At 63.5% G+C, this 13,807-nt stretch carries 17 protein-coding genes, 1 other RNA gene and 1 pseudogene; 8 read left to right on the top strand and 11 right to left on the bottom strand.

The window, feature by feature from the left end:
- Nucleotides 1–64: 64 nt before the first annotated feature.
- The 3 genes from hflK to EOA28_RS08550 form a co-directional block, all read right to left on the bottom strand.
- Nucleotides 65–1,171, bottom strand: coding sequence for an FtsH protease activity modulator HflK (gene hflK, locus EOA28_RS08540; protein ID WP_127251560.1), 1,107 nt, complete (start codon nt 1,169–1,171; stop codon nt 65–67).
- Between the two features lie 247 nt (nt 1,172–1,418).
- Nucleotides 1,419–1,937: a dihydrofolate reductase gene (locus tag EOA28_RS08545; RefSeq protein ID WP_127251559.1), complete on the bottom strand. Its 519-nt coding sequence runs from the start codon at nt 1,935–1,937 to the stop codon at nt 1,419–1,421.
- A complete protein-coding gene (locus EOA28_RS08550; RefSeq protein ID WP_128314807.1) occupies nt 1,937–2,953 on the bottom strand; it encodes a DUF4424 domain-containing protein in 1,017 nt (338 codons plus the stop codon). The genes EOA28_RS08545 and EOA28_RS08550 overlap by 1 nt, the downstream gene beginning before the upstream one ends.
- 142 nt (nt 2,954–3,095) lie before the next feature.
- Here EOA28_RS08550 and cobF point away from each other — a divergent pair, with 142 nt between their 5' ends.
- Nucleotides 3,096–3,860 (top strand): precorrin-6A synthase (deacetylating), encoded by a 765-nt coding sequence (gene cobF / locus EOA28_RS08555; RefSeq protein ID WP_126082047.1) that lies wholly within the window; start codon nt 3,096–3,098, stop codon nt 3,858–3,860.
- Nucleotides 3,861–3,973: 113 nt separating this feature from the next.
- On the opposite strand, the gene EOA28_RS08560 is transcribed toward cobF, so the two are convergent.
- The 4 genes from EOA28_RS08560 to modA form a co-directional block, all read right to left on the bottom strand.
- The gene (locus tag EOA28_RS08560; RefSeq protein WP_128314808.1) at nt 3,974–4,315 is read right to left on the bottom strand and encodes a winged helix-turn-helix domain-containing protein; all 342 of its coding nucleotides are present in this window, start codon (nt 4,313–4,315) and stop codon (nt 3,974–3,976) included.
- A gap of 85 nt (nt 4,316–4,400) precedes the next feature.
- Nucleotides 4,401–5,513: a molybdenum ABC transporter ATP-binding protein gene (modC, locus tag EOA28_RS08565; protein ID WP_127252911.1), complete on the bottom strand. Its 1,113-nt coding sequence runs from the start codon at nt 5,511–5,513 to the stop codon at nt 4,401–4,403.
- Entirely contained in the window at nt 5,510–6,214 is a 705-nt protein-coding gene (gene modB / locus EOA28_RS08570; RefSeq protein WP_127252910.1) for a molybdate ABC transporter permease subunit, read from the bottom strand. The genes modC and modB overlap by 4 nt, the downstream gene beginning before the upstream one ends.
- A 22-nt stretch (nt 6,215–6,236) precedes the next feature.
- Nucleotides 6,237–7,031: a molybdate ABC transporter substrate-binding protein gene (gene modA, locus EOA28_RS08575; protein ID WP_128314809.1), complete on the bottom strand. Its 795-nt coding sequence runs from the start codon at nt 7,029–7,031 to the stop codon at nt 6,237–6,239.
- A 161-nt stretch (nt 7,032–7,192) separates the two neighbouring features.
- Between modA and EOA28_RS08580 the strand changes: the two genes are divergently transcribed.
- A complete protein-coding gene (locus EOA28_RS08580; RefSeq protein WP_128314810.1) occupies nt 7,193–7,360 on the top strand; it encodes a TOBE domain-containing protein in 168 nt (55 codons plus the stop codon).
- Nucleotides 7,361–7,407: 47 nt separating this feature from the next.
- Here the strand turns inward: EOA28_RS08580 and EOA28_RS08585 are convergent, their stop codons facing one another.
- Entirely contained in the window at nt 7,408–8,202 is a 795-nt protein-coding gene (locus tag EOA28_RS08585; RefSeq protein ID WP_127252907.1) for a thymidylate synthase, read from the bottom strand.
- 142 nt (nt 8,203–8,344) lie between these two features.
- Nucleotides 8,345–8,656, bottom strand: a complete 312-nt coding sequence (locus EOA28_RS08590) for a DUF2853 family protein (RefSeq protein ID WP_042644091.1) — start codon at nt 8,654–8,656, stop codon at nt 8,345–8,347.
- 168 nt (nt 8,657–8,824) lie between these two features.
- Between EOA28_RS08590 and ssrA the strand changes: the two genes are divergently transcribed.
- Together ssrA and EOA28_RS08600 are read left to right on the top strand one after the other, a co-directional pair.
- Nucleotides 8,825–9,185: a transfer-messenger RNA gene (ssrA, locus tag EOA28_RS08595) on the top strand.
- Nucleotides 9,186–9,284: 99 nt separating this feature from the next.
- Nucleotides 9,285–9,842: an AAA family ATPase gene (locus tag EOA28_RS08600; protein WP_127252906.1), complete on the top strand. Its 558-nt coding sequence runs from the start codon at nt 9,285–9,287 to the stop codon at nt 9,840–9,842.
- Nucleotides 9,843–9,886: 44 nt separating this feature from the next.
- Here EOA28_RS08600 and EOA28_RS08605 read toward each other — a convergent pair whose 3' ends face one another.
- Entirely contained in the window at nt 9,887–11,092 is a 1,206-nt protein-coding gene (locus EOA28_RS08605) for a multidrug effflux MFS transporter (RefSeq protein ID WP_127252905.1), read from the bottom strand.
- A 208-nt stretch (nt 11,093–11,300) separates the two neighbouring features.
- Between EOA28_RS08605 and EOA28_RS08610 the strand changes: the two genes are divergently transcribed.
- The 4 genes from EOA28_RS08610 (at nt 11,301) to EOA28_RS08625 (ending at nt 13,074) form a co-directional block, all read left to right on the top strand.
- On the top strand, nt 11,301–11,984 hold the full coding sequence (locus EOA28_RS08610) for a TetR/AcrR family transcriptional regulator (protein WP_128314811.1): 684 nt from the start codon (nt 11,301–11,303) through the stop codon (nt 11,982–11,984).
- A gap of 116 nt (nt 11,985–12,100) precedes the next feature.
- Nucleotides 12,101–12,631: an SspB family protein gene (locus EOA28_RS08615; RefSeq protein ID WP_127252903.1), complete on the top strand. Its 531-nt coding sequence runs from the start codon at nt 12,101–12,103 to the stop codon at nt 12,629–12,631.
- Nucleotides 12,632–12,640: 9 nt separating this feature from the next.
- Entirely contained in the window at nt 12,641–12,838 is a 198-nt protein-coding gene (locus tag EOA28_RS08620; RefSeq protein WP_042644097.1) for a DUF4169 family protein, read from the top strand.
- A gap of 8 nt (nt 12,839–12,846) precedes the next feature.
- Nucleotides 12,847–13,074 carry a ribbon-helix-helix domain-containing protein gene (locus EOA28_RS08625; RefSeq protein WP_127252902.1) on the top strand — a complete coding sequence of 76 codons (228 nt, stop codon included), beginning with the start codon at nt 12,847–12,849 and terminating at the stop codon, nt 13,072–13,074.
- Between the two features lie 271 nt (nt 13,075–13,345).
- Here EOA28_RS08625 and EOA28_RS08630 read toward each other — a convergent pair.
- Nucleotides 13,346–13,807: pseudogene (locus EOA28_RS08630) on the bottom strand (AsmA protein); the annotation flags it as partial.

Raw genomic sequence — 13,807 nt, forward strand, 5'->3', positions numbered from 1 at the left:
GCGGAATAGAGCAGGAACAGGAGGACAGCCGCGATGACGGCGACGATGGGAAGACGGTTGGCCATCACTGGTTACCTCCCGTAGTGGCGCCCAGGGGCGACGGCGGCGCTTTCGGCTGCAATGCCGGCAGCGGCAAGTAAGGCAGCACGCCCTGACCGTTGCCCGGCTCGACGACGACCTTGTTCGAGTCCTTCAGGATCCTCTCCATGGTTTCGAGATAAAGGCGCTTGCGCGTGACGTCGGGCGCCTTGGCATATTCGTTGTAGACGGAGATGAAGCGCTGCGCCTCGCCTTCCGCCTCCTGAACGACCCGGTTCTTGTAGGCGGCCGCGTCTTCGCGGATCTGCGCCGCTTGGCCACGCGCCTGCCCGAGCTTCTGGTTGGAATACTGGTTGGCCTGCTCGACGAACTTGTCCTCGTCCTGCTCGGCGCGCTGCACTTCGTCGAACGCATCGGCGACCTCGCGCGGCGGTGCGGCGTCCTCGATCGAGACCGCGTTCACCTGGAGACCGGTCTTGTAGCCGTCGAGCGTGCCCTGGATGATCTCGCGCACCGCGGTTGCGATGCCCTGGCGATCGTCGCGGAAAATATCCTGCGCCGGGCGCCGGCCGACGACTTCGCGCATCGCGCTCTCGGCGACCTGCGCCAGCATACCGTCGGGATCGGAGACGTCGAACAGGTAAGCTTTGGGATCGGAAACCTGGTATGCCACCGAGAACTGAACGTTGACGATGTTCTGGTCGCCCGAGAGCATCAGCCCGGAGCCGCTGCTCGCGCCGCCGCCGATGCTGACGAGCTGCTCGGATATCTTGGCGGTTTCGACCGTTTCGATCGGCCACCAGTGAAAATGCAGGCCCGGCTGGGACAGCTCGGTCTTCGGCTGGCCGAAGCGCAACTCGACGGCGACCTCGTCCGGCTGCACGGTATAGATCGCCTTGAAGGCCCACAGCACGACGAGCGCCAGAGCGATGAGCCCGAGCACCGCCGGGCTGGCGCCGCCGCCGCCCGGAAGCGCGCGCCGCAGCCTGTCCTGGCCACGGCGGATGATGTCCTCTAGATCGGGCGGGGAACCCTGCGGTCCGCTTGGCCCTTTCGGTCCCTGCCCCCAGGGTCCCTGATTGCCGCCGCCGCCCCATGGGCCGCCGCCGCCGCTCTTGTCGTTCCAGGGCATGAATGTCCTTTCGCTTCGGTTCGCTCAGGCCTTGCGGCGCAATCCTAACGCAAGACCCAGAAAACCCATATCGGTTTTCGAAACGGAATCAGGCGCCAAAATCAAAGTATTACGGCAACCTCTTGTGCGTCCGGTTGGACGCGGACCGCTGCAACACCGTTCTTCTATAGGGACGCGTCGATCCGCTTTCAACGCGATGGGCCATCGTCCCCATGCGATTTGGATCGGTAGCGACCCTTTGTCGTCGTCAACGATCGTCGCGTCGGCGCTCGTAAACCGTATAACGCGTGGCGTGGCTGTCTTTCTCGCCGGCGGGGAAATCCTCGGCGCTGACGATTTGCCAGATGCTCGGGTCGATCGGAGAGAAATGCGCGTCGCCATCGACGCTGGCCAGCACATGCGTCACATGCAGCCGGTCCGCCAGCGGCAAGGCCTGGGCATAGATCTCGCCGCCACCGACCACGCAGATCTCCTCCGCTCCCGCCATGCAGCGGCCGCGCACCTTGGCCAGCGCGATCGCATCACTCAGCGAATGGGCGACCTCGATGCCTTCGGCGCGCCAGGCCTTGTCGCGCGTCACCACGATGTTGAGCCGGCCGGGCAGCGGCCGGCCGATGCCCTCATAGGTCTTGCGGCCCATGATGATCGGCTTGCCCATCGTGTCGGCCTTGAAGCGCTTGAGATCGGTGGAAAGCCGCCACGGCAGGCCGCCCTCGCGGCCGATCACGCCGTTTTCGGCGATGGCGACATAGATCGCGATATCCATCAGCCGCCGTTCCCGCCATTGTCGGACGGCTCGAGCAGCAGGATGTCGATGTCGCGCTCGGGATAAAAATCTTTCGCGGTGATCTCGAATGTCGTCGGTCCGACCTTTTTGACATTGTCGCCGCAGAAGGAGACGAGGTTTTTGGGGCTGCCCTTGTCGATCGTCAGCTTGAAATTGCCGATGGTGCCGGAGGCCCAGTTGCCCCCCGTGGTGAGGACGTAGGCGATCCGGCTCTCGTAATATTTTGGAGAACCGTCCGGATTCGCCTTGGCCGCCTTGCGCACCACGTTCTCGAACGTCTGATCCATGCAGTAGCGGGTCTTGTAAGTCTCGTATTGCGGGCTCTGGAACTGGCCATCGGAGAAGAAGCTGACCGAGGAGGTGCCGCCGACGCTTGGCTTATAGCGATGCGAGACATGAACTTCCTTGTTGGCCGGGAAGGTCGAACGCCACCAATAGGTCGAGCGCAATTGCCAGAAGGGCACATAGGCGGTCTGCATGCCCGAACCGTCATCGGCCGTATCCTCGATGATGATGCCGCGGTCTTCCCAGTCCTTGGTGACATCCTTGGGCAGTTTCGCCAGCGCCGCCTTGGCAGCATCGCCGAACGGATAGAGCGGCACGCTCTGGGCCTTGAGGTCGGCAGTGATGTCGATGCCCAGCGCAAACGCCCGTTGCTCAAGCTGAGGCTTCGCGTCGACGCCGTCAATCGTCACCTCGAAGCCGAGGAAATTGTCGCTCTGCGCCTCCGGGATCGCCGGCATCTCGTTGGGATCGCCTTCGATGTCGGGCATCGGGAATGCCACGATGGAGCTGACATCCTTGTCGGTGTTGTTGCGGAAGACATAGTCGACCGTGACTTTCTCCGGCGAGATGAAAAGGTCCTCGCTTTGCATGGCGACGGCATCGCTGCGCGACAGGATCAGGCCGCCGGTGCCGAGTTCGGCGACGGAATCGTTGGCGAGGGCCGGAGCGGCCATGATCGCCAGCGCCGCGGTCAGTATGGTGCGTAACATCGACCCCTCCTCTGTGCCGCTATACCGGGACCAGCCGGATGCGCTCTTCCATCTACCCGTTTCAAGATAGCGTTTCAAAGCCCTTCGTCACCGGATACGGGTACTTCTGGACACCGAGCCGCCGATCAGGCAGGAGATCGCCATGCGCAAGCTTCTCGTCATCGGCATCGGCGCCGGTAATCCCGATCACATGACGGTCCAGGCCATCAACGGCCTGAACCGCGCCGACGTGCTGTTCATCCCCGACAAGGGGGCGAAGAAGAACGATCTCGCCGATCTGCGCCGGCAGATCTGCGACCGCTTCGTCACCAACCCTAAATCGCGCCGCGTCGAATTCGAGGTGCCGGTCAGGGCCGAGCCGACATCGTCCTACCGGACAACCGTCGACGACTGGCACGAGGCGATCGCCGAAATCTACGAGACCCTGATCCGCCACGAGCTTGCCGAAGACGGTTGCGGCGCCTTCCTGATCTGGGGCGACCCGTCGCTTTATGACAGCGCGCTGCGCATCCTCGAGCGCGTCCGCCTGAGGGGCAATGTGGGTTTCGAGCTCGAAGTCATCCCCGGCATCACTGCGATCCAGGCGCTGGCCGCCGCCCACGCGACCGCGCTCAACCGCATCGGCGATTCGATCCTGGTGACCACCGGCCGCCGGCTGACCGAAGAAGGCCTGCCGGCCAATGCCGGCTCGACCATAGTCATGCTCGACGGCAAATGCGCCTTCAACACGCTGGCCGACAAGGATGTCTTCATCCAGTGGGGCGCCTATCTCGGCACGCCGGATGAGATCGTCATCTCCGGACGCCTAGGCGATGTCGGTGCCAAGATCGAGAAGGTCCGCGAGGAAGCCCGCCGGAAAAAGGGCTGGATCATGGACACTTATCTGCTGAGGAAATCAGGGGAGTAAGGGAGTAGGGCAGTAAGGCAATAGGGGCGCGCACATCGCATGCGCAAGCCGGGACGTCACACCCTACTGCCCTACTGCCCTATCGCCCTACTGCCCTACTGCCCTACTGCCCTTCATCCGGCATCGATCTCCGCCTGCAGCGCCTGCATATGGACGGCCGCGGCCGATGACGCGGCCCGCTCTATGGCCCGGAAACGGCTGACGACCGCCAAACCCACCGATGTCAATTGCGCGCCGCCGCCCTTCTTGCCGCCGGTCTGCGCGGCGACCAGCGACTTGCCGAACACGCGGTTCATGTCCTCGACCAGATCCCACGCATGCTTGTAGGACATCTCCATGCCGCGCGCCGCAGCCGAGATCGAGCCGAAGGCGGCGATCTGCTCCAAGAGCTCAATCTTGCCGGGGCCGATCCGGCCGTCGGGGTCGAGATTTATCCGCAGGCTCAACGATGGCATGCCTTATCCTCCGCGATCATGCCAAGATTACCCTCTCCGCCGCCAGATCGCTATTCCAAATCAACATAGCGATCTGGCCCGTTCGTCAACCATCCGCCTCAACCGGCAGCCCCGCCCCGGTCGTCGCGCTGTCGAAGCTCACCGTCTTGATCACCGCGAAGACCTGCTGGCCGAGCGCCAGACGAAGGGTGTGTTTGGACTGTTCGGTGATCCGCGCCAGCACGATCGCGCCATTGCAGTCGATGGCGATTTCCACGGTCGGCCCGATGCCCGGCCTGACAGCGGTGATCGTTCCCGCCAGAATGTTGAGCGCGCTGAGACCTGCCGGCCGCTCGGTCGCGATCATGACGTCGCGGGCGCGGATGCGAATGCGCACCGGAGCGCCCGCTGCCATCGCCAGTTTCGGCACCCGGATTTCGCCGGCCGGTGAGGTCAGCACCGTCATGCCGAATGCCTCGTCGTGGCGCAGAACCTTGGTGTCGAGCACCGCCCCGCCCTCGCCGCGCTCCTCCGCCGGCAACAGGTCGAGCCGTTGCATGATCGCCTCGGTCGGGCCCGCGGCCGCCACCTTGCCTTGCGATAGCACGACCACGTCGCTCGCCAGCCTCGCCACCTCCGCGACGGAATGGCTGACATAGACGATCGGGATTTTGGTCTCGTCGCGCAGCCGTTCGATATAGGGCAGGATTTCGGCCTTGCGCGCCTCGTCGAGCGAGGCGAGCGGCTCGTCCATCAGAAGAAGTTTCGGGCTGGCAAGCAGGGCACGGCCGATCGCGACGCGCTGCTTCTCGCCGCCCGACAGTTTCGCCGGCCGCCGGTCGAGGAGATGACCGATGCCGAGCAGCTCGACCACCGCATCCATCTTGGCGTAGCGCTCGGAAGCCGGCGTGAACCAGCGGCCATAGCGCAGATTGCCGGCGACGCTCATATGCGGGAACAGCCGCGCATCCTGGAACACCATGCCGATCCGCCGCCTGTGCATCGGCACGAAGATCCGCGCTTCAGTATCGGCCAGCACCCGCCCATCGACGGCAATGCGGCCCTTGTCCGGGCGGATCAGCCCCGCGATCAGGTTGATCAGCGTCGACTTGCCCGAGCCGGAAGGCCCGAACAGCGCCGTCAGCCGCCCGGCGCTGTCGAAACGCGCTTCCACGGCGAAGTCGCCCAGGCGATGGCGGATGTCGACCGAGAGCGTCATTCGATGTCCATCCGCCGGCCGACGCGCCGCGCCAGCACCTCCGAGGCGACGAGCGCGACCATCGAGATGACGATCGAGATCAGCGTCAGCCTGAGCGCGCCCTCATCGCCGCCGGGCACCTGTGTGAAGGTGTAGATCGCCGAGGGCAAAGTCTGCGTCTCATTGGGGATGTTGGAGACGAAGGTGATGGTGGCGCCGAATTCGCCCATCGCCTTGGCAAAGGAAAGGATGGCTCCGGCAATCAGGCCGGGCAGGATCAGCGGCAGCGTGATGGTGGCGAACACCCAGAGCGGATTGGCGCCAAGCGTGCCGGCCGCCGCCTCGATTCTGCGGTCGACGGCCTCGATCGACAGCCGGATCGCCCGTACCATCAGCGGAAAGCCCATGACGCCGCAGGCCAGCGCCGCGCCTGTCCAGCGGAATGAAAAGACGATGCCGAAATGCTCGGCCAGAAAGGCGCCGGCCAGCCCGCGCCGGCCGAAGGTGAGCAGGAGCAGATAGCCCGTCACCACCGGCGGCAGGATCAGCGGCAGATGCACCAGCCCGTTGAGCAGGGTCTTGCCCCAGAAACGCCCTCGCGCCAGCAGCAGCGCAAGCAGGATGCCGGGCGGCAGGCTGGCGATCATTGCCACCGTCGCCACCTTGATCGACAGCCGGACCGCATTCCATTCGTCGGGAGTGAGGTCCAACAGCCAGTTCATGTCAGCGTTTGCGCGATCTCTCTTAGTTGCTCGGCGCGAGCACCGTGAAACCCTGCTCCTTGAAGAGTTCGGCAGCCTTGGCCGATTCGACGCATTTCAGGAAGGCAGCCGTATCCTTGTCCTTCGAATCGGCGATCTGGGCAATCGGGTAGATGATCGGCGGATGCGAATCTTCCGGGAAGGTGCCGACGACCTTGACGCCCTTCTCCGCATGCGCGTCGGTGGCGTAGACGATGCCCAGCGCCGCCTCGCCCGTCGACACCAGCTTCAAGGCTGCACGCACATTCTCGGCCTGCGCGACCTTGCCCTCGACGGACGACCAGACGCCCAGCGATTCCAGCGCCGCCTTGCCGTATTTGCCGGCCGGCACGGCCTTGAAATCGCCCATGGCAAGCTTGCCGTCACCGATCCGCTTGGCGAGGTCGAAGCCCTTCTCGACTTTAGTCTCGACCGTGGAATCCTTCGGCGCCACGAGCACGATCTGGTTGCCAAGCAGCTTCACCTCGGTGTCCGGCTTGGTCAGCTTCTTGTCCGAGAGATATTTCATCCAGTCGAGGTCGGCCGACACGAAGACGTCGGCCGGCGCGCCGCCTTCGATCTGCTTGGCCAGGGCGGAGCTTGCCGCGTAGGAAATGGTGGCGGCCTCGCCGACTTCCGGCTCGCAGGCCTTGTTGACCGCATCGAGCGCGTCCTTGAGGCTTGCCGCGGCAAACACGACGACCTTGTCGTCGGCACGTGCCGCCGTCACCGCCGCCATCAGCATTGCCGTGAAACCTCCAATAGCGATCGCCTTCAACCCGAAACCCGTGCCCGTCATGAAGTCTCTCCCTAGTTTCAAAATCCGTACGGCTCGAAGCCTCAGACCGATATATCCGGATGAACATAACAAGGAAAGGCTTTTCGCCTGTCGTGGCATCGTGGGCCGGCATGGTCCCGGTCTACGATAAATCGGAAACAGCGCTGCTCAAGGAGACACGCATGAAGATCAGCGCCCGCAATATCCTGAATGGTAAGGTCACCGAGATCGTCAAGGGAGCGACCACCTCGCATGTCAGGATCGACATCGGCGGCGGCGTAATCGTCACCGCATCGATCACCAATGAGGCGGTCGCCGACCTTGCGCTCGAGACGGGCAAGCAGGCCTAAGCGGTGATCAAGGCCTCGGATGTCATGGTCGGCATCGACTGAGCGAGTTAAACCGCGATCGGCGCCCTGATATTCGCGTCCGCGAAATAATTCTCGAGGCGGAAATCCTCGAAACGGAAGGCGAACAGGTCCTTCACCTCCGGATTGATCCACATCGTCGGCAGAGCCTTCGGCATGCGCCGCATCTGCTCGCGCGCCTGCTCGAAATGGTTCGAATAAAGATGCGCGTCGCCCAGCGTGTGGACGAAGTCGCCCGGCTTCAGCCCGGTCACCTGCGCCACCATCATGGTGAGCAGGGCATAGGAAGCGATGTTGAACGGCACGCCGAGGAAGATGTCGGCCGAGCGCTGGTAAAGCTGGCAGGAGAGCCTGCCTTCCGAAACATAGAACTGGAACAGGCAGTGGCAGGGCGGCAGCGCCATCGCCTCGACTTCGGCCGGATTCCAGGCCGAGACGATCAGCCGGCGCGAGTTGGGATTCCGGCGTATCTCCTTCAAAAGGCCCGCGATCTGGTCGATCTCCCCGCCATGTCCGTCCGGCCATGAGCGCCACTGCTTGCCATAGACCGGGCCGAGATCGCCGTTCTCGTCGGCCCATTCGTCCCAGATGGTGACACCGTTGTCGTTGAGATATTTGATGTTGGTGTCGCCGGCCAGGAACCACAGAAGCTCGTGGATGATCGACTTCAGATGCAGCTTCTTGGTGGTCGTGACGGGAAAGCCGCGCGAAAGGTCGAAGCGCATCTGGTAGCCGAACACCGAGCGCGTACCGGTTCCGGTACGGTCGCCACGGTCGCTGCCGTTCTCCAGCACATGCTTCAACAGGTCGAGATATTGGCGCATCGGCTCCGCCTCGATTCGGGTTACAGCCAATCATACCCGACCGACACCCGGTCGAACACCGCAAAGCGGCTGCGGATGCGGGTCGCACCCAAAAGCCCACGGTGTCGGCACGGTTTCGTGCCGGCTGCCGTGTGGCCAGGACTCAGAGAGAGCCGAGTTTGCCGAGATCCTTGGCAACCAGGTAGTAGAAGGTCACGCGGCTCTTGGTGTTGTCCGCCTGCATGGCCTTGCAGGTCTTCTCGATCGAGGCATTCGCCTTTGCGGCATCGGCGATGCCGAGCTTCTTGCCGATCCAATTCTCGCGAACGCGATCGAGTTCCTTCGGGTCGGTGCAGGACACCAGCGAGGAATCGCGGTTCCTGAGCGCAATACCCAAATGCTTGACGATCTTATCGACCGCGTCGGCGCTGGCGCCGGCATCGTATTTCTTCACATCCGCAAGATAGTCGGCCATCGAACTTCCCCTCGTCGGCGCCACGAATCCGGTCGATGAGGGTTGTGGCGCGTCGCGCAACCTTTGCGCTAGGTCAGAGACTCCTCACCGGGAGCGAGATTTGATTGAGTGGGCGCGCAAGTCAACCCTTGGCTGCACAGTTTGGCATAACCGGATAGGCGCCGGTTTGGCCTTTATTTTTTCCTCATCGGTCCCTATATTCGCTTCGTCGGCCTGACCGACTATGGCGATAAACAGGCGATGAAATAAGCCGTTCGGACCCGGGGGCGGTACCCGGCGCCTCCACCAAAAACCGCTCTGGCTGACAGAGCGGCTTTTGCTGGGGGCGAAATAGGATCGACGAAGGTGTAAAGATCGTACTTTTGCCCGGCATTGTACCACCGTCATCGGGCTAAACTTATAGTTGCCAACGACAACTATGCGGAAGCTCGTCTCGCTGCTTAATGCGGCGCGAACGCTTCAAATCAAGCCCTAGCGGTTCGCACTTCTAGGCGGGGTTCGGAGGTACCTGGCAACAGAAACCTCCACCTTCCCCTTTTTGCTTCTTCCCAATCAATCGAACGGCCAAGGCTCGTCCGGCGCTTTGATGCGCGGCACGGCCTTGCCGCCCAACATCCATGGATAAGCGATGCAAAACGATTCCGATCGATTCTTCGTGCTGACCGGAGGCCCCGGTTCCGGCAAGACCAGCTTGATCGAAGCGTTGCAGGCCAAGGGTTTCGCGACGACCCCCGAAGCCGGGCGCGGCATCATCCGCGACCAGATGGCCATCGGCGGCCCTGCCCTTCCCTGGCAGGACCGCGGGTTCTTTGCCGAGCTGATGCTGTCGTGGGAACTGCGCTCCTGGCGCGCCGCCCATGCTGAAGCCGGCCCGGTCTTCTTCGACCGCGGCGCGCCCGATACGATCGGCTATCTCAGGCTCTGCGGCCTGCCGGTGCCGAATCATGTCGCCAGCGCTGCGGAAAAATTCCGCTACGCGCGCCGCGTCTTCGTGACGCCGCCCTGGCCGGAGATTTTCACCCAGGACGAGGAGCGCAAGCAGACGCTGGAGGAGGCCGAACGCACATTCCGCTCGGTGACCGGCGTATATGCGGAGCTCGGCCACGAACTGGTGCCTTTACCTCTTGCCTCGGTCGAAGAGCGGGTGCGCTTCGTCATCGATCAAGCGGCTTTGCGACAGATATAAAAAGGCCGGGCAAGCCGGCCTTTTTCGGGTTGTTTCGAGGCGCTTTACTCCGCCGGCGCCTCGACCGCTTCACGCGCGCGGCCGAGCGTCAGCTTGGCCAGCGTGAACGAGATCACCGCGCAGAGCGTAATGCCAGCCACCATCGGCAGCGGCGTGCCGTCGAAGAAGATGCCGGCGACTCCCATCGCCAGCGCGCCGATGGCGAAATGCAGCGTGCCCATCAGCGCCGAGGCCGTGCCGGCGATCTCGCCATGCTCCTCCATCGCCAGCACCGAAGTGGTCGGGATGACGAGGCCGAGGAAGCCGTAGCCGATGAACAGCAGCGCCGCCATCACGTCGAGCCGGTCGACGCCCGAAGCCATGATCGCGAACAGCGCCACCATGATTGTGGCATAGCCGGTGACCGCCACCCAGACGACGCGCTTCAGCCCGAAGCGGTCGGCGAGCATCCCGGTCAGCTGCGACATGCCGATGAAGGCAACCGCGTTGATCGAGAAGAACACGCTGTAGGCCGACGGCGACAGACCGTAATGGTCGATCAGGATGAAGGACGAACTCGACAGATAGACGAAGAAGCTCGCAATGCCGAAGCCGGCGATCGCCACAAGGCCCAGGAAATTGCGGTCGCCCATCAGGTAGCGGTAGCCGGCAAGCGCCGTCCCGAAGGACGAGCCAGCGCGCTCTTCGACCGGCCGCGTCTCCTTAAGGGAGGTGGCAAGCAGGATGGTAGCCAAGGCAGCCGCGCCCGTGACGGTCCAGAACACGGCGCGCCAGCCGAAACTTTCAATGATCTGGCTGCCGGTCAGCGGCGCCAGGATCGGCGACACCGAGAACACCAGCATCAGAAGCGACATCAGCTTGGCAGCCTCATTGCCCGTGTGCAGGTCGCGCACGATGGCGCGCGGCACCGCCATACCGGCGCTGGCGCCGAGGCCCTGCAGGAAGCGGAAGGCGATCAGCCACTCGATATTCGGCGCCATGGCCGAGCCGACGCCGCCGACCATGAACAGCGCGAGGCCGGCATAAAGCGGCGCCTTGCGGCCGACCATGTCGGAGATCGGCCCGACGACGATCTGACCGAAACCCATCGACAGGAAGAAGATCAGAAGGCTCATCTGCACGGCGGCGGTGCCGGCATGCAGGTCCTGGCCGATCGAAGGCAGCGCGGGAAGATACATATCGATCGCAAACGGGCCGATCGCAGACAACAAGCCGAGCACGACCGCGATGCGGAGGAATTTGGGACTCATGATAAAGGCTCTTTTCGGATCTGGTTGCCGCCGCAATACCGGCGTCTGAATCCAGGACGTTCCATCCCGCGTGGAATCCTACAATCAGAGTGAATTCATTCGCCCTATCAGGCGAACATATTCGTCTCTCCAGCGGGATTTCCCTTCGTTGTGTCCACAAATTTAGACAGGCTTGTCCAATTCGTCAATCACCGCTATATAGATTTCCATGAGGCACGGCGTTTCTCCTGACACTTTCCCGCCACGCAGCCATGAGGCCAAGCGCGTGTCGGTGGTGGATGCAGCCGCTTCCGTCTTCTGCCGCGAAGGCTATGCCGGCGCCAATATCGACCTGATCGCGGCCGAGGCCGGCGTATCGCGGCAGACCGTCTACAACCATCATGGCGACAAGGAAAACCTCTTCGTCGCCGTCGTGCGCGACCTGACGGAGCGCTGCAATGCCGGCATCTTCGCCACCATCGCCAGCTTCCCCGACCAGCCCACCGACATCGAGGCCGACCTGATCGCCTTCGCGGTGCGTATGAACCGCAATTGCATCTGCAACCGCGATGGCCGTTTCCTGCGCAAGCTGATCCAGGCCGAAGGCGAGCGTTATCCGGAACTGTTTGCCGAATGGCGCGAACAAGGCCCTGGCCGCACCTGGTCGGCGCTTGCCGCGCGCTTCGCCCGGCTTGCCTTTGCCGGACATCTTTCGATCGGCGACCCCGACGTCGCGGCGCGTCAGTTCCTGGCCCTCGTCAACGCCGAGCTTCAGATCACGTTCATGCTGGGCGGCACGCCAACCGAGGAAGAGGTGCTGCGCTCCGCCACCAACGGCGTGCGGACCTTCCTCAGCGCCTTTGCCAGGAAGAAGTCGCCAGCCGGCAAACAGGCCGCGCTCGCCCACGCCTGAGCGATCAAATCACTGGCGCCCCTCTTGGCCTCACCGCTTTGCGCCTATATGCGGTTTACGCCGCGCCCAAGCTTCATTACAGCTATGCGGACGATTCAACGGAACCCGACCATCACATGGCCGACGACCATATCCGCTACGACATTCTGGCCCAGGAGGCTCTGCGCGGCGTCATGCGCAAGGTCCTGGCCGAGGTCGCGCGCACCGGCCTTCCGGGCAATCATCATTTCTTCATCACCTTCCTGACCGGCGCGCCGGGGGTGCGCATCTCGTCGCGGTTGCGCGAGCGCTATCCGGAGCAGATGACCATCGTCATCCAGTTTCAGTATTGGGACCTCAAGGTGACGGATGCCGGCTTCGAGGTCGGACTTTCCTTCTCCGACGTTCCGGAAAAGCTCGAGATCCCCTTCTCCGCCGTGCGCGGCTTCTACGATCCGTCGGTCAATTTCGAGCTCGAATTCGACGTCAAGACGGAGAGCGTGGAAGACGAGGCCGCCGCTCCGGCGCCTGAACCGATCGCCGTCGTTCCCGAGAAGAAGCCGGAAACCAAGAAGAAGGCCACCGAGGCCGAGAAGAAGCCGGCGGTCGCCGAGACCGGCGGCAAAGGCGCCGACGTCGTCTCGCTCGACGCCTTCCGCAAGAAGTAGTCCGGCGCCATGGGCGAGGTCGTCAATCTCCGCCAGGCCCGCAAGCAGAAAGCGCGCACCGAGAAGGAACGCCAAGCGAGCGAGAACCGGGCGTTGCACGGCCGCTCGAAGGCGGAGCGCGAGCGCGACCGGCTGACATCGGAGAAGGCCGAGACATTCATGGCCGGCCATCGCCGGGAAAAGCCCGACGACCCCGGCAAGCGCTGAGTCCTGCAATGGCCGCGGTCGAAAAACGCTCGGTAACGATCCGCGGTCACCGCACCAGCTTTTCCCTGGAGCAACCCTTCTACGACGACCTCGTCGCCATCGCCGCGCAGCGTTCGCTGTCGCTCGCGGCCCTGGTCGCCGAGATCGACGAGACGCGCACCCGCGACGCGAACCTGTCGTCGGCGCTGAGGCTCTATGTGCTGGCCTGGGCGAAACGCGGCGGCGCTGCATCCTGAGGGTTGCTTTTAAACCGGATCACCGGGGATTGCTTGAAGCCGCCCCAACAACGATCGCGATGGGCGTTTCGGCCGATCTCCAACGCTTGCCCCCTGCCAACGTTAAAGCATGTCTCCCGAAAGTGGGACCCGGTTTCGGGATAAAGACATGCGCAAAATCAAAAACCTAAAGCGCATGGAGCGAATCTGAAAGATTGCGACGCGCTTTACAGAGCCGACCGGTCAAATCCCTGTGCTGGGGACCAGCTCCGCCGCGCCTGCGGCGGAAAGCTCAACCGCCGTCGAGCGACTTCAACAGATTGTCGATCGTGAACGGATTGGCCTTCGGCTTGGCCGGCGGCGGACTCGAACCGTCATTGACGCCGGGGAGTGACTGGTCCGCCTTTGGCGCCTGCTGAGCCGCCTTGCGTGCTGCTTCCAGCTTCGCCTGCTCCGCCTTCTTGCGATCGGCCTCGGCCTGCGCCTTGGCCGCCTCGTCCGCAGCCCGCTGCTCGGCCTCGGCCTTCGCCTGTTGATCAGCCTTCGCCTTGGCGTCCGCTTCGGCCTGCGCCTTGGCGTCGGCTTCCGCCTTCGCCTTCGCCTCTTCGTCGGCCTTGGCTTTTGCCTCGGCTTCCGCCAGTGCCTGCGCTTCTGCTTCGGCTTTCGCCCTGGCCTCCGCCTCGGCTTTCTGCCGCGCTTCTTCCTCTTGCCGGCGCAACTCCTCGGCCGCCCTGTCGCGCTCCGTCTGCAGCGC

This window comes from Mesorhizobium sp. M2A.F.Ca.ET.067.02.1.1 (assembly GCF_004023285.1).
Taxonomy (GTDB): Bacteria; Pseudomonadota; Alphaproteobacteria; order Rhizobiales; family Rhizobiaceae; genus Mesorhizobium.